Below are 23,675 nucleotides of genomic sequence, written 5' to 3' on the forward strand. Positions count from 1 at the left end.
GCTGTTACCCCCTGGCCTTTTGGAATGGAGGGCGGGGGAAAACAGGCTGTCAGAACGTGATAATTTCATGGTATTCTTAAAAGGCACGGGTTCCTGTGCCTTTTAAGAATATCATGATCATATACAAGGGAGGCGAACCGATGTTGAACAAGATGAAGACGGACTATATGGGATGGATACTTCTCATCGGAGTCGTCCTGCTTTTTTTAGAGATTTCATTTACTGGTGGAGGTCTCCTTTTTTCCCTCGCTTTTTCAATAGGATGTATCTATTTAGGCAGGAAATTCACAAAACGGACAATCGGGAAAATCATATTTTTTATAGGTTTGATTTCCCTTATCATCACTGTCTTGAATATGTTCGTCTTTCGATTTTTCCTAATGGCAATCCTCATTTATCTTTTGCTTTTATATTATCAGTCCAAAAAGAATCCTGATTGGGTCAGTCCGATTTTAACCAATGATGATTCGGATGAAGAAAAGATCAATAAGGAACAATTGCTGAAAACCGATTACCTTTTTAAAAATAAGTTGTTCGGTCATCAACAAACGGCCGAGCATGTATATGAATGGAATTCCGTGAATGTTCAGGGCGGGGTCGGTGATACGGTTATCGATTTAAGCAAAACGATTTTACCGAAAGGCGACGCTGTCATTTCCATCAGGAATATCATTGGCAATATCACTGTGCTTGTACCGTACGGCATCGAAATCAGGGTCCATCATTCTGTCATTGCTGGCAGAGCGCGGATTTTTGAAAATAAGCTTGAATCCAGGGTCTTTAATCAAATTTATTCCTACCAAACGGAAGGGTTCAATGAAACGGATCACAAGGTTCATATCATCACTTCAATCTTAGTTGGGGATTTAGAGGTGAAGCGGATATGAGTATACTGACACGGCAGATATTGACTGCCCTTGGTGTTGCTTTCGTTATTTCCCTCATCTTGCCGGCGGCGGTTTTCTTCATCTTTCCTTTATCCGACTGGAGCTTATTGTGGGAGAAAGTGGTCATGGGATTACCCTTCGTCATATTCCTGCCAAGCCTGGTCATGACGGTAGGGCTGATTTATGGAGTCGTTTCGGGAATGTTTTGGAAGAGGCAGCTGGAAAGGGTGGATGAAGGGCTGTATTTACTTGAACAGGGACGCTTACCTTCACAACAGGAGACGTATCCGGTCCAAGAGATGGCTAAAATGGTGGAACGGATGCAACTGATCCATAAGCAAATAAATGAGCAGACAAAATTATCACAAAAAATGGCGAATGAAAAGGCCATTGATCAGGAGAAACAGATCCAGGAAATCGTCTCCCAGGAACGAAACCGTTTGGCGCGGGAACTGCATGATTCTGTGAGCCAGCAATTGTTTGCCGCTTCGATGTTCATGTCGGCCATCACCGAATCTCAATCCGATATGGAAAAAACGGAAATGAAGCAATTCAAGGTAGTGGAAGAAATGATCCATCAATCCCAGCTTGAGATGAGGGCGCTATTGCTTCACTTGAGACCTGTCGCATTAAAGGGAAAATCTTTACATGAAGGAATGAAAGAGCTCCTTTTGGAATTGGCCCAAAAAGTGACGATGGATATAAATTGGAAGATGGAGCCTGTCACTCTGGATAAGGGGATTGAGGACCATCTGTTTCGGATTTTACAAGAATCGATTTCAAATACACTAAGACATGCAAAAGCGAACTCGCTTGAAGTGCTATTGATCGTTCGTGATGGGCTGATCATTTTAAGGATAACGGATGACGGCATCGGTTTTAACGTCGAGGAGTCGAAAACGGGATCATATGGTTTGCAAAACATGCATGAACGGGCTGTTGAATTAGGCGGAACGATGCAACTTGTAAGCGTTCCGAATAAAGGAACGAAACTTGAAGTGAAAATCCCATTATTAAATGCTGGAGGTGATCATGATGATTAAAGTATTATTTGTCGATGACCATGAAATGGTAAGGATAGGGGTATCGGCTTATTTATCCGCACAGTCGGATATCGAAGTGATCGGGGAAGCGGACAATGGCTTGAAAGCTGTCGAACTGGCAATGGAATTGCGTCCAGATATCATTTTGATGGATTTGGTGATGCCGGAAATGGACGGCATAGAAGCGACGAAACGAATTATCGAAAAATGGCCAGAAGCAAAGATCATCATTGTGACAAGCTTCCTGGATGATGAAAAAGTGTACCCGGCATTGGAAGCCGGAGCGACGAGCTATATGTTGAAAACATCAAAGGCCAGCGAGATTGCGAGAGCCGTTCGTTCAACTTTCAAGGGACAAAGCGTACTTGAACCTGAAGTGACGGGAAAAATGATGGAAAAGCTGCGTCGCCCAAAGGTTACCCAGCTTCATGATCAATTGACAAACCGCGAAATGGAAATTTTGCTGCTGATGACACAAGGAAAAACGAATCAGGAAATTGCGGATGAACTATACATAGCCCTGAAAACAGCTAAAGTACATGTCAGCAATATTTTAAGTAAGCTTGCCGTGCAGGACCGCACGCAAGCAGTGATTTACGCATTTAAGCATTCGCTCGTTCAAGAAGAAGAGTAAAGAGTGTCTATTTACGAAAAGATGAAAGTTTGTTATATTTAGGGAATTATCCCATCCTGTAAAAGTTCTTTCAAGGTTGCTGATTGCAGCCTTTTTTTTACGGATAACGGGAAAGTAGGCAGAAAGCGGGTGAAATGATGTTAAGAGTTATCTTAGAATTATTTCGTATAATCACCATTATTTTTGTTATTGGTATGATAATGGGGTTCATCATTAATTCCATCTATGCGATTTTTGGTATAACCGTAGAGAATACCACGGGCGGATGGATTGTTGGTATGGCAATTTTTCCATTACTTTATGTACTCTATAAAAACCGCCTTCAATTTTCTGGGTTCTATAAAAAGGGCGGACAAGTAAAACTCTCAAACAGGACAACTACTATATTGTTTTGCTTCTCTGTGCTAATGTTAACGGTTGCCCCTTTCTTTAGCTAACGGAATGCAAAAAGAGCATGTTTTGATTAAAACATGCTCTTTTTTATACAGTTTTTTGGATTATACAGCGTCCTCTGCAGTATCGAGCCTCTTGCCATATATCCGATAAAGAACCAAAGCGAATACCATTCCTATGAAGGAGATGGAGGAGATGAACAGGTAAAGGGTCTTGCCGCCGAAAGCCCCATATATGGCTCCGCCTATATAAGAAGCAATAATTCCCGAAACCCCGAAGAATAGCAGCGCCAGTACGGTCTGGCCTGTGGCACGCCATTCCACAGGAACGATCCGATACAGATATTGGATGGCTGCCGAGTAGAAAATCGGGAAAGTCAATAGCTGCATGACTTGCAAATAAGCTAATAGCTGTGGATCGGTAATCCAGGCAGAGACGAAATAACGGATAAAGAAAAACGCGGCTGCAAACGAAATGATGATGATTTCCTTACCCTTGCGCAACCACCAGAAGCTTAGGGCGAATACAACGATTTCACTTCCCGCCGCTAAGAACCAGGTCAAGCCTACAAGCTTGGCACTTCCTCCAAGTTCCCTGATATACACTCCGAGGAAAGTATCGTTCATCCTTGCTGGAACAGCACAGATAAAAACCAATAACAGAAAGAGAAGGGTCTCTTTATTGCTGAAAAAATGCTTAAGGCTGCTTAAGGTAACAGGTTTCCCTGAAACGGGCGCATCAGGCATCATCCAGCTGACAATGAAACTGATCAAACCTATGCCCGCAAAAAGGAAGGCAAGGCTGTTCGCTCCGAAATATGACATAACATAGCCGGTGATCAGCGATATGACCGCATAACCCAATGCACCATATGTCCGGATGGAACCGTAACTGATCCCGGATTTCTCTGCAATCGTAAAATTGAGGCTTTCCGTCAGGGGATCGATCGGCATCAGAAAGAAATATAGCAGCATGGCAAATAGGATAAGCTGAAGATAACTGCTTGAATCATAGAGGAAATAACCGATTACGCTCGAGAAAAAGATGAGTAACAACAGGACTTTTCGTATAGTCCTTGTTTTGTCGCTGATCATTCCCCATAAAGGCTGGGTGATGAGGGTGACAAAACCACCTGTACCGATGATGAATCCGATTTGGGCTGGACGCAAACCTTGATCAGCCAGATAGACTGGGAGAAACGGAATGAAAATGGCAAGCAGTCCAAAATATAAAAAGTTAAAACTCTTTAATAATCGTAATGCTTTCATAAAAAGTATGATACCTCACGTGTTCTATAGATTGGGGTGATTTCAACCTTGTTATTGTAACATTGATGACAGAATTTGAAAAAATAGTTTTAATATTTATGGAGAAATAGAATAATAGAGTTGTTTTACGGTTAAATTCCACTGTTTAAAAATGGATGAAAATGATAGAATTAACACTTATTGTTAATTGTAGAGGGTGGTATTTAATGGATCAAGACACTAACGTGATTCAAGAGTTGCAGGAATTGAAGCAAAAAGTCGGTCATATTGAAGACTTATTAACGGAGCAAGCCAATAAAAAGGAAAAAGCAGGACCATTTCGAATCTTCCTGGACGCAGTAGTCTCATTGCTATTTGGATTAATTGTTGTAGGACCGGTTATAGTGATTGTCGTTGGGGTTCTGATGGTGGCTGCATCCTGGTTAGGGATGGTGTTTTAAACGATTAGGAGAGTCTAGGCTTTTATAAATAGATTGATTTGATTAGGCAAATAGGGGCTGTATTATTTGTTGGTTTTTTCCATTTAGAAGAGTTCTTAATAACTCTTTAGGTTCATGGCTAATCATCTTGAATAACTCTCCCCAGAGTACTTGCATCAACTTTATTTTAGATAGTATTTTACGGATTTCATATGGCTGGCTCAACACGATTTCCCATGATTTGTTTCTTTGAAAATATTATCCTAAGAAAGTTATTGACAAATTTACTTTGAGTCCGTATAGTATGGGATATTATTAAAAATATTCAGATATAATTTTTGAAACGCAATGATCAGGAGTAGTAAAAGCTCATTATTCGGTGAAGAGAGCTGCGGGTTGGTGCAACGCAGTCCAATGATACTTTGAACTTGCCTGGGAGTGGTAAAGCGAAAGATAGGAATTATTCTATTCTTTTGTTTTAACGATTGACCTTCGTTACAAGGTTTTTAAAGCAGGGTTCTTAAAAGAGCCAATAAGAGTGGTACCGCGGTAAGCTTAAGGCATATCGTCTCTTTCTTCATTTGATTATGAAGGAAGAGACGATATGCTTTTTTTGATTTTGGGGAGGTAAGGATATGGAAACGGACAAACGGAATTTACAGAGGACAATGACTTCAAGGCATATTACGATGATGGCATTAGGCGGTGCCATTGGGGCAGGTTTATTTAAAGGAAGCAGTTCAGCCATTGATATGGCAGGCCCTTCCATAATCATTGCGTACTTGATAGGAGGCATCATCCTATTATTCATCATGCAAGGTTTAGCAGAAATGGCGGTCCGCAATAGCGGTGCACGAACATTCAGGGATTTGGTCCAATCGATTTTAGGAAAATATCCTGCCTATTTCCTGGATTGGATCTATTGGAAAATGTGGGTATTGAATATTGCGGCGGAATCAGTGGTTGCGGCGATTTTCATTCAATATTGGCTGCCTGGATATCCAATTTGGATACTGGCACTAGCCGTTTCGGTTTTAGTTACTGCGGTTAACTTGCTGTCGGTAAAGGTTTTTGCTGAAACGGAGTACTGGCTTGCTTTAATTAAAATTACCGTCATCATTGTGTTCATCATGGCTGGATTATTGTTGCTGCTCGTTACTTTTGGTGAACATACAGCCGTCGGTTTTTCTAACTTGACTGAGCATGGCGGTTTCTTCCCGAATGGATCGACAGGTTTGATCACAGCGATGCTGGTAGTAATCTATTCATATGGCGGTACGGAAATCATCGGGGTAACATTAGCTGAAACGAAAAATCCTGAAAAAGTGGTTCCAAAAGCCGTTCGCAGTACTTTGGTCAGGATCATTTCTTTCTATATCATTCCTTTTTTCATCATCGTTAGCTTAATTCCTTGGAACGAAGTAAACGGGGTGCAGGAAAGTCCGTTTGTAATGGTCTTTCAAATGATCGGTATTCCAGGTGCCGACCATATTATGAACGCCGTTGTTCTATTAGCGATCATTTCATCGATGAACTCCGGGTTGTATGGTTCATCCCGTGTTCTGTATACACAAGCCGTGGATGGTCGCATTCCGAAAATCTTTTCCCGGTTATCCAAGAAGAAAGTACCTGTTCCCGCAATATTAATGTGTACTTCCGCTTTATACGGCGGTGTACTGATTTCCTTATTTGCTGGAAGCAAAACCTTCGAATTCCTAATGGGTTCGCTAGGATATACCGTATTATTCATCTGGTTGATCATTGCTTTCGCCCATTTGAAATCACGTAAACAACAGTCCGGAAAAACAAGTGCCTATTCAGTAAAATGGTTCCCGTATACGACTTTGGCTGCGATCATCGCTTTAATAACGATCCTGATCGGAATCATTTTCACGACATCCATAGTCGTTACGGTCATTACACTTTGCATCTACATCTTCATTTCCTTAACGTTTGTTTGGAAAAAACGCCATAACAAAATCTAGAGAAAGCGGGGATATCACTTTAGCCTTCTCGCATATAAGTTTCAGTTTCAAGCCGTGGTATGTATGCCATGGCTTTCGTTCTGTATTCTTGGTCTGATGAAAAGTAAGAGATATCCATTTTACTAGTTCATGGGAATCATTAACTTTAGCAATTAAAGATTTAATCTAGTGAAAAATGTTGTATAATAATCTTTGGAAAAAACCAATATATTGAAGGTCGGAGCGAGCTATGAAAAATAATTCCATACTATCCTTTCACCCGTTATTATATTTATTACTTTTGGTGATTACTAGTTCCATTTATTCAATCATCAATCAATCTTCAGGTCATGCTGTCGATGTTACGACTATAATAGATGGGGAGATACCCTTTATTAAAGAATTTGTCCTTCCTTATTTACTTTGGTATCCGTATATCTATGGATTGCTGATTTACTACTGTTTTGTTGACCGAAAGCACTATTTCGTAGGATTAGTCAGTTTGATATCGGGGAAACTTCTCTGTTTTCTTGTATATTGCCTTTGGCAAACAACAGTACCGCGTCCAGAAGTGGTGGGGAACGATATCTTTGCCCATTTAATGCGAATCGTTTATAGTCATGATCAACCTGTCAACTGTCTTCCCAGCATTCATGTACTGACTACATTCATCATGATGATCGTCGCCCATAAGCGGAAAGAACAGCATAAATGGGAGTTTGCCAGTGTCACTGCATTCGGAACACTGATCATCCTCTCCACGCTATTTACGAAACAGCATGCTGTATTGGATGTACTCGCAGGAATACTCCTTGCATGTGGGGTATATGCAGCTGTCCAGTATATGTTCCAAGCTCTATCGGCTTTTCAGGCCAATCATTACACAGCGAGGCAAATTAAAAAGTGACCATATGAAAAAAAGCATCGAACCTCCCATAACAGGAAGTCCGATGCTTTTTTCATTTTACATTTCAGCTTCAATTTTCAAAGATGATTCTTCGCTGAACTGTTCCTTATCCAGGTCGCCCGTTATTTTACTAGTCAGAATACCGGAAGTCATGCTTCCGCTGACATTCACGGCCGTTCTTCCCATATCGATCAATGGCTCGACGGAAATCAACAGTCCGGCCAAGGCGATTGGCAAGTTCATTGCAGATAATACTAGGATGGCAGCGAATGTTGCTCCTCCGCCTACACCTGCAACCCCGAAAGAGCTAATGGCCACGATGGCAATCAACATGGCTATAAATGAAGGCTCTAGTGGGTTGATTCCAACCGTTGGAGCGATCATGACCGCTAACATGGCCGGATAGATTCCGGCACAGCCGTTTTGACCGATCGACAAGCCGAAGGATCCGGCAAAGTTGGCAATACCTTCTGACACCCCTAGTTGTTTCTGTGTTTGGATGTTCAATGGAAGAGCTCCTGCACTTGTTCTTGAAGTGAAGGCAAACGATAATACCGGGAAAGCTTTTCTTAAATATACGATTGGGTTCAATCCTGCAAGCATCAGCAATAACAGATGGATGAGGAACATGACAATCAGGGCGACATAAGAGGCACCGACGAATTTCCCCAATTTCAGGATGGCATCCAAATCACTCGTAGCTACAGTCTTCGTCATGATTGCCAAGATCCCGTAAGGTGTTAAACGCAGGATCAATGTTACTACGCGCATGATGATGCTGTGCAATGTATCTACTATTTTAGCAAAAAATTCAGCATGTTCAGGCTGTTTCCTTTTGACCCCTAAATAGGCAATCCCAAGGAATGCAGCAAAAATTACAACGGAAATGGTTGATGTCGGACGTGCGCCCGTTAAATCAAGGAACGGATTGGACGGAATCAACTCAAGAATTTGCTGCGGCATCGTTTTATCCTGAATCGTACCGTATGTTTCCGATATTTGATCCCCGCGGCTTAACTCCGCTTCCCCTTGCTCAATTTGAACGGCTTCCAAATTGAATACAGTTGCCGAGGTGATCCCGACAGCTGCTGCAATCGCAGTCGTTCCTAGTAGGATTCCGATGATCAGGACACTGATCTTTCCAATATTGCTAGTTAGTTTCAATCTTGTGAATGCGGATAAGATTGAAATGAAGACAAGCGGCATGACGATCATTTGCAGGAACTTGACATAGCCGGAACCTACAATGTTAAACCAATCGACCGATTTAACGATCGCTTCTGACTGAGGTTCATAGAAATACTGCAAAAGAAGTCCGAATACAATCCCTAAACCAAGTCCAGTAAAGACCCTTTTTGTAAAGGAAATATGCTTCTTACTCATGTAAAATAAAACGCCTAAAAGAACGAGCATTATGGCAAGATTTAAAAACACATAACCAATCATATATATTCCTCCTAATTCCGATTAACCAAATGAGAATAATGAATATCTGAAGACTATAATACATCATCTATTGTTTTTTTACCAGAAGAAAAAATAATTTATTTTTGACTTTTCAAGGAATTCATGTATTTATCTCTATTCTGGAACTGGATTAGAGGGAACAAAAAAGGGAGGACTGGAACAAGCTAAGTACAAATCTTCCATTATATACATTTTATCAGGAAGGATATGCGCTTGGTTTTCTTGAATGATATATCAGGCTGCATATGCTTAGCGTTTTTGAAAGGATGGAAGAATGATGGATATATACATTGACAGGCTTAATGAAAATGATGCACAAGCGTTATTTGCATTTGAATGCAGTAATAGAAGGTTTTTCGAGCAAACGGTCCCAGGCCGGGGAGATGATTATTATAGCTTTGGTACGTTTGAGATCAGGCATAAGGAATTATTAAAAGAACAGGAAGATGCTATCTCCTCTTTTTATTTGATTAAGGAAGGTTCAGGCATAATCGTCGGCAGGATTAATCTTGTGGATATCGACCCGATTAATGGTACGGCTCATGTCGGTTATAGAATCGGTGAACCGTTTACGCAAAAAGGGATTGCGAACGAAGCTTTAAAGCTTTTGGTTAATCTGGCGCCGGAATTAAATGTGACTAAAATACATGCCAAAACGACAAGCGACAATATTGCCTCCCAAAAGGTTTTAGTGAAAAATGGATTTGAACGGATTTCGATTAATGAGGAAATTAGTGCGGATACGGGTCAAAAGCTAACATTCTACCATTATAGTAAGAACGTATAAATCCATTTTCATCTATTAATAAACCGCATTAAACCATATTTTAAATTGCAAAGGATTTAAGAGATGAAGAAATGATCGCGAGATATTTTCCTGGCAAAGGAGTTCATTTACTTAAAAGGAGAAAGGAGAATGTAATATGATAGAAGGTTTATATGAAGCCCATTTACCTGTCAAGAATTTGGACAACTCAATGGATTTTTATAAGAAAATAGGCTTGAAACTAGCTTGGAGGGATGAAGATACTGCCTTCTTTTGGATAGAGGAAAACAAAAGCTGGGTCGGCTTATGGGAAGGGAAAGAATATCAAACTCCATACCACCCTTCACTAAGGCATATCGCCTTTCGGGTATCTTATGAAAATATGAAAAATGCATTAACTTGGCTCCAATCTCTAAAAATAGAAGTCGTCCCTTTTGGAAAAAGGACATCGATTGAACCTTTTGTGCGTCCGAACCAAGGGAACGCTTCCGTCTATTTCAATGATCCCGATGATAATAGTCTCGAACTTATGTGTTCGATAAAAGTCCCTGATGCATATAAGCATATGACCGAAAAACTTTCACTTGAAGAATGGGAAGACCTTTTAACTAGGTGAACTTTGTAAAGGAAAAGGTTCCCGGCTGTCTCAACCACGGTATAAACTAAACTGTTTTGTTACATGGAAATTTGCTATTATTTTATTCAAGTCCATGTGATAAGGAACGATCATTGTTTTGTTTGAAAGTGGAGAAATTTACTATACGAGTATGAGCAATTAATACGGAAAGGCTTAGGGAATAAATGTAGATGTTTAAAATTAGAGTGAACTTATTAACTCAAATGACGTTACTTATCATATTCGTTGTTTTTATCAGTACCTTGCTTGTGAGCCTTCTATTTTCTACACTGCTGGAAGACATCGTCGAAAACCATATGGGTAAGCAAGCAATGACAGTGGCCAAATTAGCGGCTCAAAATCCAACGATCATTCAGGGATTTAACGAAGATCAGCCATCAGAGGTGATTCAACCCGCATCAGAAATGATTCGTCAAACAACGGGTGCCGATTATGTAACCATTGCGAACCATAAAGGACTTCGCTACTCTCATCCTAATCCAGAATATATTGGGAAGCCTACGGCTACGAGTAATGATGCAGTTCTCAATGAACACAAATCAATTATTTATCAAGGAAATGGGATATCGGGGCCAGCGATTAAAGCTAAAGCGCCTATCTGGAATGATAAAGGGGAAGTTATCGGTGTTTCATCTGTAGGGTTTTTGATAGAGAATGTGCAAGATCAACTATCCAATTATAAAATGAAGATTATTCATTTGTCACTTATCCCAATCATTGTAGGAATCGTATGGGCAATATTTATTGCGCGGCGCTTAAAAAAGCTTATTTTAGGTCTAGAGCCGGAGGAGATTTCTTTTCTTTATCAAGAAAGGGAAGCGACACTTGATGCCATCCGATATGCTACCATTACGATTAATATTGAAAAACAGGTTACTTCCATGAATAAAAGAGCACGTGAAATGTTTCATGATCATCAGCTTATGGTGGGTAAGCGGATTGTAAATGGGCATTTAGAAAAACTCATCAAAATGGTAATTAGCACAAAAGAGGGACAGTTCAATCGTAAGTTACTTTTAGGCCAACAGCTATACATTTTGGATTTATCCCCTATCTTAAATCATAATGACGTCAGGGGCATCGTTTTAACAATAAGAACAGTATCCGAAATTGAACAATTAACAGATGAATTTTCAGAAATTAAGGCCTTTTCAGAAAATATGCGGGCACAAAACCATGAGTTTTTAAACAAATTAAATACCATTTATGGATTAGTTAGTTTAAAACAATACGATAGGGCATTGGACATCATCTCTTCAGAAGTGAGGGAGAGGCAAGATATCATTTCGTTTCTTATGTCATCAGTTAAAGATCCTTTATTAGCCGCCTGTTTACTTGGAAAGATAAACCGTTCAAAAGAACTGCAGGTTATATTAGAAATAGAACAGGAAAGCAATTTAAATAGTTCATTAAAACCTGAGGATTCCCATCACTTGGTTTCCGTTATTGGTAATGTCATCGATAATGCGATGGAGGCAGCACGGCAAAAGAACAAAAATGAGGGAAAGGTCAAAATTTCGTTTACGGATTTAGGAAACGAAATTATATTTGATATCGAGGATAACGGTCCAGGAATCCCTGATGCCATGGGGGATATTATTTTTACAGATGGTTATACGACTAAAAATGGGGAAAATCATGGGATCGGCTTGGCCATTGTAAAAAACTCCATTGGTCTTTTAAGCGGAGAAATTTATATAGATCGCAGTTATTTGGGAGGAGCAAGATTTACCATCGTCATCCCGAAGGATTTAAAAGCAGAAAAGGAGGCTTAGGAATGTCCAAAGGACCGATTACAGTCGTCATTGTTGAAGATGACGAAAATGCAGTGAATATATATAAACAATTTACGAATCAACTTGATCAATTCACTGTCATTGCTACAGCTAGCACAGGCAAGCAAGCATTAAACATTTTGCATGCCGCTCAACCGGACTTAATTTTATTGGATATCTTTTTACCGGATATGAATGGAATTGACCTTCTTCGGGAAATTAGGAGGGAATACCGGGGGATTGATGTAATTCTGATCACCGCCGCGAATGATACCGAAACAGTCAGTGAAGCGATTAGGGGAGGGGCTTTTGGTTACCTTATAAAACCGATCATTATCGATAAGCTTCTTGCGACGCTCAACCAATACGACCTGACGAGACGGCAGCTGCATAATAACAACTTAGTAAATCAAGATAAAGTCGATACTCTTTTTCGGACCATAAGTAATCCAAATACAGCAAATGATGTCCAAAAAAATCTTCTTCCCAAAGGAATTGACAAACATACCTTGAAAATGGTCAGAAGTAAGATTCAAAACATCAATGGCAGTTTAAATGCTGATGAACTAGGCCAACTCGTTGGAATTAGTTATTCAACCATGCGCAGATATCTGGAGTATTTAGTTTCCTGTGATGAAATGGAAGTTGAGGTTTTGTATGGAAGTGTTGGAAGGCCTGAAAGAAAATATAAAATAAAACACCTTTAAATCCCTGTTGATGAAATTTGTTTTCATCAATGGGGGTTTTTTCTTTTTCAGGCGTGAAAAAAATGAATAAAACTCTTATTACTTTCTTTATATGTGAATAAGGCTTAATGGATGATAGTCTCTAAAGAAAGCGTTATCAAAAAAGATAGTAATATTTTATCAATAAGGAAGGGAGCATGAAGATGTTATCCATTTTAGGATTTTCCATGATTGCAGTATTCATGTATTTAATTATGTCGAAGCGGCTATCGGCACTAGTGGCCATTATGCTCGTTCCAATCGTATTTGGAGTGATTGGAGGATTCTTTACAGAACTGGGACCCATGATGCAGGATGGTGTAGAAGGAATAGCTTCCACAGCCATAATGATTTTATTTGCTATTTTATATTTTGGAATAATGATAGATTCCGGTTTATTCGATCCTCTCATTTCTAAAATATTGAAAATAGTAAAAGGAGATCCATTAAAAATAGTTTTAGGAACCGCGATTCTCTCAATGACCGTCGCATTAGATGGAGACGGGACAACTACTTACATCATTACCGTCTCAGCGCTTTTACCCCTTTATAAGCGTCTGGGGATGAACAAAATAATATTAGCCACTGTAGCCATGTTATCCATGGGTGTTATGAATATGACACCGTGGGGGGGAGCTTCCGCTATGGCGATGGCCTCGTTGAATATTGACGCCTCGGAATTGTTCTTACCAATGATTCCTGTCATGGGATTTGGCCTAATTTGGGTTCTTGTTGTGGCTTTTATATTGGGAAAAGGGGAACGAAAGAGATTGGGCGTAGTAGAGATCCAGCATAATCACACAAAAGAAATGAATTCGGAGGCTAATTCCGAGTTAGCGGCAACAACGGTCTCCCGTGATTATCGTCGACCGAAATTGGTTTGGTTCAACTTCATTTTAACGATTGTGCTCATGGCATCATTAATCATTGATTTTATGTCTTTAACCATTTTATTCATGGTTGCTTTCGCCATTGCGCTATTGGTCAATTACCCTGATTTAAAGGATCAGCAGGATCGAATCGCCATTCATTCGAAAAATGCATTGGCCGTCGTTTCCATTGTCATTGCAGCCGGAATTTTTACCGGCATCATGTCTGGAACGAAAATGATTGATGCAATGGCCATTACGTTGGTCTCGCTGATCCCAGAATCTTTAGGACCATTTTTACCGGTAATTGTTGCGTATGCCAGTGCCCCTTTTACTTTCTTTATGTCAAATAATGCATTCTATTTTGGCGTACTTCCCATTATCGCACAGGCAGCTGATGCTTACGGAATTAGCGCGGCAGAAATAGGACGCGCCTCGATAATAGGGCAGCCGATACACGTATTGAGTCCTTTGGTGGCTGCAGCCCATTTGCTAATAGGTTTAGTGGGCACTGACTTCGGGGATTTACAACGGTTTGCCGTGAAATGGGCATTAGGGACTGTCACTGTCATGACAATAGCAGCGATAATCTTGGGAGTCATTTAGTGAAAAGGGACGGTAACCCTATCTTACGATCATGAAATTGATAATTGGAGGATTTTCAATGTGGATCATCACACTCTATAAAAACAGAGGTATTGTAATGTATGAATTTGAAACAGAACAAGCCGCAAGGGAAGTTTTCCGTAATATTCAGGGCAATAGGATTCTAACAGAAGTTATTTACTATAATGACCCAAGTTTAGCATATCATGTTGGACAAGAAGCATAATAGCAATGAATCGTAGAGGTGTTTATGGGCTAGTTAAGAATAAAGGGTAACTTTACAAAATATGATGATTAAAACACAAATCAAACAGCAAATTGTTTACCCCAAAAAAAGCTAAGGCTTTATTGGGGTTTTACTATTATTTTAGAAGGCTTTAACTATGATTTTTGTGGTAATCTTCGCAAGATTCATGACAGTATCCAGTCTCGTACCATTTAAAGATTGTTGGGGAAAAAGGGGATCTAAATAATTCACGACGGCTTTTAGGTGATAATCACCCAATTCAGGTAATGATTTACTCATGGCTTCACCAGGGCAAAAGGGACCTTTTGTCAGAAAAATAGAACCTATTTGATGATAACCTCCCAAACAAGCATCGATGCCAAAAATAAAGGGATTTTTAATTTGCTTCTTTATTTCTTTAAAAACACTTTTCAAATTAAGGGCGTGAACAGGTTCTGCAAGTGTTCCGAAGACAGGATAAGGGACTTGGTTTTCTCTTAGCATCGTCCCTACTAAAGGCCCGAATGAATCTCCCGTGGAACGATCTGAACCAATACATAAAAAGATGATCTCTTTGGACGTTGGCCGAAGAATTCTTGCGACTTGATAAGACATTTCGTCTATTTCTCCTTCTGCCTTTGTTTCCAACGTGTAGTTGCAATACTGCCTTTCTTTTTTTGTCTCGCCTTTTTTTCTGCCCTTAAAAGGATACATGCCTACCCCCCTAGAGTTCCGTGATCTTAAAGAAATTATAACATGATTAATAATTCCTATTATGGAAATCACTTGCCTTCCCGATTAATTTCATATTTTCAGATTCGCAATTAATCTCAAAAAAATACAGCAGACATATCAAGTGGGTTATCATTTCTTGATTATTAGTATTTTGTTAATATATAGATTAATTGGGATTTTTGATAAAATAGTAGAAAACAAAAAAATCTACTAGTTATGAAACGATTGGTTTTATAGAAGGAAGTGTAAGTATTGTTTAATCAATTAACGAATAACGATAGTATTCGTAAACAATTACGTGCAGACTGTGAGAATTGTTTCGGTTTGTGCTGTGTAGCTTTGCCTTATGCAAAATCCGCTGATTTTGCAATAGATAAAGATGGAGGTACACCATGTTCAAACCTGCAATCAGATTATCGTTGCGGCATCCATAAAAATCTCAGAGCAAAAGGATATCGAGGCTGTACGGTATATGAATGCTTTGGTGCCGGTCAAAAGGTATCTCAACTCACTTATGATGGAAACGATTGGAGAGACAACCCAGCGTCAGCAAAGGAAATGTTCGATGTATTTCCAATAATGCAACAACTTCATGAAATGCTTTGCTACTTACATGAAGCACTGAATTTAGAAGATGCGAAACCTCTTCATCGAGATTTGCAGGCTGCTTTTATAGACACGGAATATCTCACTAAACAAAGTCCAAAGTCTATCATGGACCTGAATGTACCAGCTCATAGAGCGATCGTTAACGACTTACTTTTGCGCACAAGTGAAATGGTACGTGCAAAGGTTTCATTTAAGAAAAAACAAAAAAAACAGAACAAAATAGGTAGGGGAAGTGACCTTATCGGTGCAAAGTTGAGAGGTGCAGACCTTAGGGGAGCAAACTTAAGAGGAGCTTTGTTTATTGCATCTGATCTTAGAGAAGCTGACATGAGAGTGACGGACCTTATCGGTGCAGACCTTAGGGACGCTGATCTAAGCGGTGCCGATCTCACTGGGAGTTTCTTTATCACACAAGCACAGATTAACTCGGCAAAGGGCGATATGAAGACGAAATTACCTCCCTCTCTAAGCATTCCCGATCATTGGAGGTAGAAGTATAGCTAAGATCGGAGCTAACTTTCATGCAGAGCTAGTGCTTCATGAATAAGAAAATTGTTTAATTCACGAGTAAAAGGCCGAAACTCACGAGTAAAAGCGTCAAATTCGCGAGTGAAATGCGGAAACTCACGAGTAAAAGTGCCAAATTCGCGAGTAATGGGAAATTTTTATACATAGTTTTGGCTCAATCCGAAGCTTTTACAAAGAGTGAATTCTGACTAACATGCGATTCTTCATTTGGAAGGATCGTCTTTTTAAATTGGGCGGAAACTTTTCATATATCCATTTGACTCTGACGTTGCGTAATGCCTTAAAGTAATTGATATCGAAAGGAGGTAAGAAGCAGTGGCAATGAAAGTGAAAGAGCTGGCCGATATAGTTGGCATTAGTGTGCGGACACTGCATTATTATGATGAGATCGGGTTATTATCGCCAGAGGAAATAACCGATGCAGGTTATCGACTTTATTCGAATGATAATCTTGAGATGTTGCAGCAAATCCTGTTTTTCAGGGAACTTGGCATGCCGTTAAAGGAAATAAAACAAATGATAAGCAGCTCTTCGTTTGATAAACAAGAAGCGTTAAAGCAACATCAAAAAATGTTACTGGAGAAACGCAGTCAGCTCGATAAATTAATTAAGACGGTCGAAAAATCGATTAAGCATATGAAGGGGGAAATTCAAATGTCGAATAAAGAAAAATTTGAAGGATTTGACTTCAGTCAGAATCCATATGAAGAAGAAGCTCGTAAGCTTTGGGGGGATAAAGCTGTCGATGAGTCGAAGGCTAAAGTGGCGGGCATGTCCAAAGATGCACAGAAGATTGTATCGGATATCTATATAAAACTTGCGTCAATCCGAAATGATTCGCCCAAGTCGGAGGAGGCACAAGAGGCAATTAAAGAATGGTATGATTGCTTGAACAATAACTTCGGCACATACTCGCTGGATGCTTTCAAAGGATTAGGTCAAATGTACGTGGATGACCAACGCTTCACCAAAAATATCGACCAATATGGTGATGGTTTAGCAAAATTCATGTGTGAGGCGATGGGGCACTTTGCTGACGCTAATAAAAATTAAATCTCAAGATTAAGAAATTTCATGGTGGAAGGTTGCTCCGGCAACCTTCTTATTTTGGAGCTAAAGGGACGGTCAGTTTAAGAAGCTGTATACTATAGTTATGGTAATATTTATAATATTCCAATTTATAGAGAATAGGGGGAAACTTATGGAATTTAGGAATGCCTCCTTTAACCTTGGGAAAATCAATGATGTTGATGGAAGTAAAGTGGCTGTTTTTAATGGAGATGCCATTTATACAAGCATCGTCACTAAACTTCGGGCCGCAGGTTGTGTTTTCGCCGAGGAAGAGGCCCGGTTGCTCATCATCGCGGCAGGGACAACGGCCGAACTGGCCGGGATGGTGGATAGACGGATAGCGGGTTTGCCCCTTGAACACGTCATCGGCTGGGCGGAATTCTGCGGTATCCGGATAAAGGTTGATCTCGGAGTCTTCGTACCGCGCCGACGGACCGAGTTTTTAGTCCGCCAAGCGACAGCACTCGCTATGCCAGGAGCCGTCGTGGTGGATTTGTGTTGCGGCACGGGCGCGGTTGGTTCCGCTGTGGGTGATGTGATCGAAGATATCGAGTTGTACGCCGTTGACATTGACCCAGCCGCGGTGCGGTGCGCGCGTCGTAACGTCACTTCAGTCAATGGTCAGGTATACGAAGGGGACCTCTATGAACCGCTTCCAGTCAATTTAAGGGGACGTGTTGACGTACTGGTCGCAAACGCACCATACGTCCCTACTGAGGGAATCGGTCTACTACCCCATGAAGCGCGCATGCATGAGGCGAGGGTGGCATTAGACGGCGGGGCGGACGGGCTTGATGTCCAGCGAAGGGTGGCGGCTTCGGCAACACTTTGGCTGGCACCGGGCTCCCATTTGTTAGTCGAGACCAGTGAGCAGCAAGCGATGCAGACCGTAGAAATCTTTGCTAGATACGGGGTGATGCCACGGGTGGTAAAGTGTGAAGAACTGGACGCCACTGTCGTAATTGGAACCAGGCCCGCACTCTAAAGAAATGTTTCGGAGGCGCTTTTTCTTAAAACGATTGGAACAAAGAAGTTATGTCTAGGGAAAAAAACGTGACTTTCAAAAATCAAATTTTTTTATAATAAAATGGGGCAATCCAGAAATAAAAAAAATTCAAGTCATCTCGAGGTATGGGTTAAAATGGAACTTTGGAAAATGAGTCAAAAGGTATCGGAGCTAAGCGATGTGATTCCTTATTATTTTTTTAGTCTAGTCTCTTCCTGTCTGTCGCTTTCCACGATGATGGTTATTTTGAGCGAGGGTTCCTGGGGGGTGCTTGGCATTATCGTGTTTTCTTTTTATATCGTTATCCCTTATTTATTATTTGCTGTTCCGGTACAGGTCCTTTTCAATAAACATCCTAAAAAATTCAGTTTAATTTATTTTTGCCTTTATATTTTTTTCTCTTTGCTGGCTGTATTCATTTATAGTTCGGTGCTTAATTTTGACTTCAGTATGGAAGTTGTAACTACAAAGAATTACTATGCAATAAGCCTTTCTGCGGCCTTGATTTTTTGGTTTTGGGACTCGGTCTTTTTACAAAAAAAGAGATCTGCATCATAAAAGGGACCAAGGAAATGGTCCCTTTCCGACATTAATTCTTTAGCATGTTTACGATTTCTTTAGCTTTTTCTAATGTAACTCCTTCAATGATACTGTTATTTTTTCGAACAGCCGTACCGAAATGATAGTGACCGGTTTGCAATTCGGAATCGATAGATAGGATATTATCCTTATTTAAGCCGCTTCCAACCAGTATCGCTATGTCGCCGCAGACCCTTTTCATTTGTTGAATGGTTTGCATGCGGCTGGGGAAATCCCCATGCCCACCTGAGGTCAATATCGTTGTGATTTCTGGATATTGTGCTAGCATCTCAGCTGAAATGACTGGGTCGTTTGTGTCATCGATGGCTCGGTGGAATGTAATCTCCAAACCTTCACATACCGTCAATAGTTCTTCGAGGTATGGTCGATTGATTTCATTTTTTTCATTTAATGTACCCAATACGACCCCGTTCGCTCCGAGTGAACGAATGATTTGGATATCTTTTTTCATAATTTCCAAATCGTTTTGAGTATAACAAAACGACTGGCTATGAGGCCTTGCCATCACGTTGACTGGTATCTTTACTGAATTGACGACAGCCTCTATCAGGGCGTGGCTAGGTGTTAATCCCCCCTCGGCTAAAGAACTGACAAGCTCGATTCGGTCTGCGCCCGATTCTTCGATTAAAATGGCATCTTCTATCGTTGTGGCAATGAATTCAATGTACATTGGATTTTCCTTTCCTGCATGCAAGTGTTATAAGAATAGTATGTATAAGATTATTAAATCCATTAAGAATAGTAAAGTCAATTCATTAATAGATACAATGACCTCTCTTATCAAATACCTGCTCTAGTTTTCCTCAAATGGAATTTCTTTATTTCTCATATTTATGAAACGAAATGAACATTCGAACGTATAAAAAAAGGAATATATTCAATGGTATATTTGAAAGTGGAATGTTTGGCGGAGTAATTAAATGAAAATCATCATGACGGAGGTTATTTAATTGGATAAAGAAAGTAAGGAAGTAAGGAAATCGAGGTTTTACAAAGTAGGGATGGGATTCCTGATCATTTCCCTTCTCACTTGGATCATTCCTGTCGTAGCTCCTTTTACGCCATTTTCGACTGCGGTTAAAGCGGGGGTCATAACAGGTGCGATCGTCTTTGCGGAAGTCATGTTTTGGGCAGGCGCGCTTTTGGTTGGGAAAGAAGTGGCTGCTAAATATAAAGGTTATTTAAACCCGAAAAATTGGAGAAAAAAAGGATGAAGCTGTTTTTAATAAAAAAGGGCTGGGAGTGAAGCTCCATGGAAACTGAGTGGTTGAAGGTTTTCGATTCCGATCGCAATCAAACCGGCGTGGCTTCACGTGAGGAAGTACATAGATTAGGACATTGGCATGAGGTTTTCCATTGCTGGTTCGTCAGTAGGGAAGCGGGCGTGGATTACCTATATCTTCAACATCGTTGTGCGATGAAAAAAGATTATCCGAATCTATTGGATATTACGGCTGCCGGTCATTTGCTGGCTCATGAAACGGTATACGACGGAGTCAGGGAGATCAAAGAAGAAATAGGCATTGATGTTTCCTTTGACGAGTTGGTTCCATTAGGGATTATTGAATACCATCAAACGAAAGAGAATTTTATCGACAAAGAACTGGCAAACGTCTTTCTATATGAAAGTACACATCGCTTAGATGATTTCACCCTGCAGCCAGAAGAGGTTTCCGGAATTGTGAAGGTTGTGCTGAATGACTTCGAAGAGTTTTGGACCGAAGCGAAGGACGGGGTGAATATTAAGGGATTTGAAATGAATCAAGAAGGCCGTAGGATGATGATCGATCGATTTGTTGGACGAGATGAGTTCGTGCCGCATGATCTTTCCTATTATGAAAGCATCATTAGATTGATCAGAGAAAACCTCGCAAAATGAAAATAAAGCCCCGACAAAACGATTCGAGTTTTGTCGGGGCTTTTTAAACATTAAGTACATCGACCTGTGTCTTTCCCGGTCAACGGCAGCCTATTGGCTCGTTTTGTCTCAGCTCGATACGCAATTTTTCTTAGTTGTTACCTTATTTGTCCTGAATTACTCATAGGGATAATGACTTTGTCTCTGTGGTGATTCAGTTGATAAAGCGAGACATACCAGACTGCTATAGTGATTGGAGGATTCGAGTTAAAGGAGGTTTATGTAGTTTTTCATGAACTAGGGAATTTATCACTTGTAAGAATATTACAAAATTGTAAGATGAACAGTGTACAAATTTTGTTAAGGGGATGAGTGAAATAATGAAAAAAATGGTTTTAAGCATTTCATTTTTTGTAGCTTCTTTAGTCCTTTTTGGCTCCCTTGATTTTTTTGCCAGCAAAGCATCAGCAGAAACACACACCTATGATGGAAAAAGTCCTTACTATAATAGTTGTGCGAATAGCGCAGTCACGAAGAAGTCCGTGAAAATTTATGCCAACGGGGCTTCTGCCAATTTGGAATTGAAATTCAGCACAACTTGCAAAACGGCTTGGGCAAAGATGACGCTAAGCAGACCGGCTAAAACGGATGGGGAGGCAACGGCATTGGTTGTCCGAAATACTGATAATAAACAATTCAGCTGTGCGTCTCCTGGAGGAAATGGTGAAATAAATAAAGGTCAAACGACATGTTATACACCAATGGTATATGATTTAGATCCGCGAAAAGCAAAAGCGGTCGCTTTTTGGCCATATACAGCAGGTGAAACCGGCTGGTATTAATGAAAAAAGAAAAACCTTCATCTATTTTTATGCAAAGAAAGGATGAATGAAATGAATAAAAAGCTTAAAATGATAGGGTTATCCATGGTGATGACACTGTCGATGTTTCTTGTCGATTTTGGATTTGGGAAAAATCAAGCACTGGCAGAAACACATGCTTATGATGGTAAAAGTCCATACTATAATAGTTGTGCAAGTTCTGCGGTAACGAAGGATAAAAAATGGATCGATTCCAATTCGTACGTAGAATTGAAATTCAGCACTGTCTGTAAAACCGCCTGGGCAAAAGTGACCGTAACACGTCCCGCCGTTTACAACCATGAAGCGGATGCCAGGATTGTCCGAAGTACTGATGGGAAAGCCTATACATGCGCCAGTTCCGGGGGCAACGGTGTCGTGAACAAAGGGCAGACCGCGTGCTATACACCAATGGTATATGATTATGACCCGCGCAAAGCACAGGCCCAGGGGATACATGCGATCCCTAATAGTGATGCATATAAAAAAGCGGTGACCATTTGGTACTAAAAAACAAAGGCGCAAAAAAAGCATCCGCATAGTCGGATGCTTTTTTTGCGGTCAGATTGTACTCACGCCTTCATTTCTGATTCCAATTGAAGTAAATATTGTTTCATCTCCGTACCTCCACGGTAACCAGTAATGGCCCCGTTTTTTCCGATAACCCGGTGACATGGCACCGTGATCAGAACAGGATTGGCACCAATGGCCGTACCGACCGCCCGAACAGCTGCAGGCCTTTGGATGATTTGGGCAATATCGGAATAGGAACAGGTTTTTCCATAAGGTATTTGATTCAGCGCTGCCCAAATTTCTTGTTGAAAGGTCGTGCCTTTTACATCTGTTGGAAGAGAGAAAGTCTGCCTGGTCCCTTCGAAATATTCTTGGAGTTCTTTTAGATAGGGTGTTAATGCTTTTTCATTTTCAACAAGGCTCGCCATTGGAAAGCGTTTTTGTAGCCAAGACTTCAGTTCTTCATACGTTTGACCGGGAGAGCCTACATAGCAAAGCCCTTTTTCCGTTTTGGCCACATATAGCTGCCACCTGTCATAATGCAATATGGCCCAATCAATGGTTTGTTCTTTATCATTCTTCATATTCTTCACACTCCAAAGCTTGAGTTTTAAGATAAGCTTTCCGATATCCTGAGGGGGTATTCCCCATTTTACTTTTGAATAGCGTCATGAAATAGGGTGTGCTCGAGAACCCGACAGCCAAGCCTATTTCAGTTATCGGCTGTTCGGAGTTTTCTAGGAGCTTCGTTGCTTTTTCAAGGCGAAGCCGTTGAATGTATTCAGTGGGCGATATCCCCTTCACACGCTTGAATGATCGTTGTAAATGATAGGGGCTGCCGTGGGAAATATCCGCCAATTTGTTCAATGTGAGGGGTTCTCTGTAATGGGTGTCGATCCATTCGGCTATTTGTTCAACCCATTCTTCTGTCGGCAAATTCAGTCCTTCCGGTTTACATCGTTTACAAGGCCGGAAATCTTCTTCCAAAGCCATCATGGCATTTTTGAAAATCTTCACGTTTTCCTTATTCGGCACCCTGGATTTACAGGAGGGCCTGCAAAAGATGCCCGTCGTAATTACTCCGTATAAAAAATGATCATCATATGCTGCATCACAATCTATAATAGCTTTCCAATATTCATTCGGGAAATCTGCTTTTTTCGGATTCACTACACTCACCTCTGCATTTAGTATACAAGAAAGGGTTGATATACAAACATTTTGATAATATAAAAGCAAGATAACGTAATTATTCAATAAGTTTTGTTAAAATAAGGGAGTTGGATGAATCACTATTTGAAGGAAAGAG

26 protein-coding genes and 1 other annotated feature are annotated in these 23,675 nt (G+C 40.5%); of the genes, 20 read left to right on the forward strand and 6 right to left on the reverse strand.

Annotated elements, in window-relative coordinates; translation table 11 throughout:
* The first annotated feature begins 140 nt into the window (after positions 1-140).
* The 3 genes from liaF to BS1321_RS18615 are packed head-to-tail and all read left to right on the forward strand — an operon-like array spanning position 141 to position 2,564.
* Positions 141-887: a cell wall-active antibiotics response protein LiaF gene (gene liaF, locus BS1321_RS18605; protein ID WP_063232492.1), complete on the forward strand. Its 747-nt coding sequence runs from the start codon at positions 141-143 to the stop codon at positions 885-887.
* Entirely contained in the window at positions 884-1,930 is a 1,047-nt protein-coding gene (locus BS1321_RS18610; RefSeq protein WP_063232493.1) for a sensor histidine kinase, read from the forward strand. Before liaF ends, BS1321_RS18610 begins: the two co-directional genes overlap by 4 nt.
* Positions 1,923-2,564: a response regulator transcription factor gene (locus BS1321_RS18615; protein WP_063232494.1), complete on the forward strand. Its 642-nt coding sequence runs from the start codon at positions 1,923-1,925 to the stop codon at positions 2,562-2,564. The genes BS1321_RS18610 and BS1321_RS18615 overlap by 8 nt, the downstream gene beginning before the upstream one ends.
* A 497-nt stretch (positions 2,565-3,061) precedes the next feature.
* Here the strand turns inward: BS1321_RS18615 and BS1321_RS18625 are convergent, their stop codons facing one another.
* Entirely contained in the window at positions 3,062-4,225 is a 1,164-nt protein-coding gene (locus BS1321_RS18625; protein ID WP_063232496.1) for an MFS transporter, read from the reverse strand.
* Between the two features lie 206 nt (positions 4,226-4,431).
* On the opposite strand from BS1321_RS18625, the gene BS1321_RS18630 reads away from it, so the two are divergent.
* From BS1321_RS18630 to BS1321_RS18640, 3 genes are all read left to right on the forward strand, one after another.
* Complete coding sequence (locus BS1321_RS18630; RefSeq protein ID WP_063232497.1) at positions 4,432-4,665, forward strand: hypothetical protein; 234 nt, start codon at positions 4,432-4,434, stop codon at positions 4,663-4,665.
* Positions 4,666-4,983: 318 nt separating this feature from the next.
* Positions 4,984-5,220, forward strand: a binding site (T-box leader).
* 59 nt (positions 5,221-5,279) lie between these two features.
* On the forward strand, positions 5,280-6,629 hold the full coding sequence (locus tag BS1321_RS18635; RefSeq protein ID WP_063232498.1) for an amino acid permease: 1,350 nt from the start codon (positions 5,280-5,282) through the stop codon (positions 6,627-6,629).
* A 229-nt stretch (positions 6,630-6,858) separates the two neighbouring features.
* Entirely contained in the window at positions 6,859-7,515 is a 657-nt protein-coding gene (locus BS1321_RS18640; RefSeq protein ID WP_063232499.1) for a phosphatase PAP2 family protein, read from the forward strand.
* A gap of 57 nt (positions 7,516-7,572) precedes the next feature.
* On the opposite strand, the gene BS1321_RS18645 is transcribed toward BS1321_RS18640, so the two are convergent.
* Positions 7,573-8,961, reverse strand: coding sequence for an L-cystine transporter (locus tag BS1321_RS18645; protein ID WP_063232500.1), 1,389 nt, complete (start codon positions 8,959-8,961; stop codon positions 7,573-7,575).
* Between the two features lie 298 nt (positions 8,962-9,259).
* On the opposite strand from BS1321_RS18645, the gene BS1321_RS18650 reads away from it, so the two are divergent.
* From BS1321_RS18650 to BS1321_RS27895, 6 genes are all read left to right on the forward strand, one after another.
* A complete protein-coding gene (locus tag BS1321_RS18650; protein WP_063232501.1) occupies positions 9,260-9,769 on the forward strand; it encodes a GNAT family N-acetyltransferase in 510 nt (169 codons plus the stop codon).
* A 136-nt stretch (positions 9,770-9,905) separates the two neighbouring features.
* On the forward strand, positions 9,906-10,364 hold the full coding sequence (locus BS1321_RS18655) for a VOC family protein (protein ID WP_063232502.1): 459 nt from the start codon (positions 9,906-9,908) through the stop codon (positions 10,362-10,364).
* Between the two features lie 191 nt (positions 10,365-10,555).
* Complete coding sequence (locus tag BS1321_RS18660) at positions 10,556-12,160, forward strand: ATP-binding protein (RefSeq protein WP_063232503.1); 1,605 nt, start codon at positions 10,556-10,558, stop codon at positions 12,158-12,160.
* A 2-nt stretch (positions 12,161-12,162) separates the two neighbouring features.
* Entirely contained in the window at positions 12,163-12,867 is a 705-nt protein-coding gene (locus BS1321_RS18665; protein WP_063232504.1) for a response regulator, read from the forward strand.
* Positions 12,868-13,049: 182 nt separating this feature from the next.
* Positions 13,050-14,360 (forward strand): CitMHS family transporter, encoded by a 1,311-nt coding sequence (locus tag BS1321_RS18670; protein WP_063232505.1) that lies wholly within the window; start codon positions 13,050-13,052, stop codon positions 14,358-14,360.
* 58 nt (positions 14,361-14,418) lie between these two features.
* Positions 14,419-14,586, forward strand: coding sequence for a hypothetical protein (locus BS1321_RS27895; RefSeq protein ID WP_169803973.1), 168 nt, complete (start codon positions 14,419-14,421; stop codon positions 14,584-14,586).
* A 141-nt stretch (positions 14,587-14,727) separates the two neighbouring features.
* On the opposite strand, the gene yyaC is transcribed toward BS1321_RS27895, so the two are convergent.
* On the reverse strand, positions 14,728-15,300 hold the full coding sequence (gene yyaC, locus BS1321_RS18675) for a spore protease YyaC (RefSeq protein WP_063232506.1): 573 nt from the start codon (positions 15,298-15,300) through the stop codon (positions 14,728-14,730).
* Positions 15,301-15,573: 273 nt separating this feature from the next.
* Here yyaC and BS1321_RS18680 point away from each other — a divergent pair, with 273 nt between their 5' ends.
* From BS1321_RS18680 to BS1321_RS28785, 4 genes are all read left to right on the forward strand, one after another.
* Complete coding sequence (locus tag BS1321_RS18680) at positions 15,574-16,422, forward strand: pentapeptide repeat-containing protein (protein ID WP_063232507.1); 849 nt, start codon at positions 15,574-15,576, stop codon at positions 16,420-16,422.
* A 351-nt stretch (positions 16,423-16,773) separates the two neighbouring features.
* A complete protein-coding gene (locus BS1321_RS18685; RefSeq protein WP_063232508.1) occupies positions 16,774-17,511 on the forward strand; it encodes a MerR family transcriptional regulator in 738 nt (245 codons plus the stop codon).
* Positions 17,512-17,659: 148 nt separating this feature from the next.
* On the forward strand, positions 17,660-18,514 hold the full coding sequence (locus tag BS1321_RS18690) for a putative protein N(5)-glutamine methyltransferase (RefSeq protein ID WP_081112862.1): 855 nt from the start codon (positions 17,660-17,662) through the stop codon (positions 18,512-18,514).
* Between the two features lie 258 nt (positions 18,515-18,772).
* Positions 18,773-19,093: a UPF0715 family protein gene (locus tag BS1321_RS28785; RefSeq protein WP_419555889.1), complete on the forward strand. Its 321-nt coding sequence runs from the start codon at positions 18,773-18,775 to the stop codon at positions 19,091-19,093.
* A gap of 31 nt (positions 19,094-19,124) precedes the next feature.
* On the opposite strand, the gene BS1321_RS18700 is transcribed toward BS1321_RS28785, so the two are convergent.
* Positions 19,125-19,805 carry a copper homeostasis protein CutC gene (locus BS1321_RS18700; protein ID WP_063232510.1) on the reverse strand — a complete coding sequence of 227 codons (681 nt, stop codon included), beginning with the start codon at positions 19,803-19,805 and terminating at the stop codon, positions 19,125-19,127.
* A gap of 280 nt (positions 19,806-20,085) precedes the next feature.
* On the opposite strand from BS1321_RS18700, the gene BS1321_RS18705 reads away from it, so the two are divergent.
* The 4 genes from BS1321_RS18705 (at position 20,086) to BS1321_RS18720 (ending at position 22,363) form a co-directional block, all read left to right on the forward strand.
* A complete protein-coding gene (locus BS1321_RS18705; RefSeq protein WP_326151188.1) occupies positions 20,086-20,349 on the forward strand; it encodes a transporter suffix domain-containing protein in 264 nt (87 codons plus the stop codon).
* A 38-nt stretch (positions 20,350-20,387) separates the two neighbouring features.
* Positions 20,388-21,014, forward strand: coding sequence for an NUDIX hydrolase (locus BS1321_RS18710; protein ID WP_063232511.1), 627 nt, complete (start codon positions 20,388-20,390; stop codon positions 21,012-21,014).
* A 347-nt stretch (positions 21,015-21,361) separates the two neighbouring features.
* Positions 21,362-21,835 carry a DUF2690 domain-containing protein gene (locus BS1321_RS18715; protein ID WP_144477269.1) on the forward strand — a complete coding sequence of 158 codons (474 nt, stop codon included), beginning with the start codon at positions 21,362-21,364 and terminating at the stop codon, positions 21,833-21,835.
* 84 nt (positions 21,836-21,919) lie between these two features.
* Entirely contained in the window at positions 21,920-22,363 is a 444-nt protein-coding gene (locus tag BS1321_RS18720; RefSeq protein WP_232522816.1) for a DUF2690 domain-containing protein, read from the forward strand.
* Positions 22,364-22,425: 62 nt separating this feature from the next.
* On the opposite strand, the gene BS1321_RS18725 is transcribed toward BS1321_RS18720, so the two are convergent.
* Positions 22,426-22,950: a methylated-DNA--[protein]-cysteine S-methyltransferase gene (locus BS1321_RS18725; protein ID WP_063232514.1), complete on the reverse strand. Its 525-nt coding sequence runs from the start codon at positions 22,948-22,950 to the stop codon at positions 22,426-22,428.
* Positions 22,940-23,536 carry a bifunctional transcriptional activator/DNA repair enzyme AdaA gene (locus BS1321_RS18730; RefSeq protein WP_063232515.1) on the reverse strand — a complete coding sequence of 199 codons (597 nt, stop codon included), beginning with the start codon at positions 23,534-23,536 and terminating at the stop codon, positions 22,940-22,942. The genes BS1321_RS18725 and BS1321_RS18730 overlap by 11 nt, the downstream gene beginning before the upstream one ends.
* Positions 23,537-23,675 lie beyond the last annotated feature (139 nt).

Source organism: Peribacillus simplex NBRC 15720 = DSM 1321, assembly GCF_002243645.1.
Classification (GTDB): Bacteria; Bacillota; Bacilli; order Bacillales; family DSM-1321; genus Peribacillus; species Peribacillus simplex.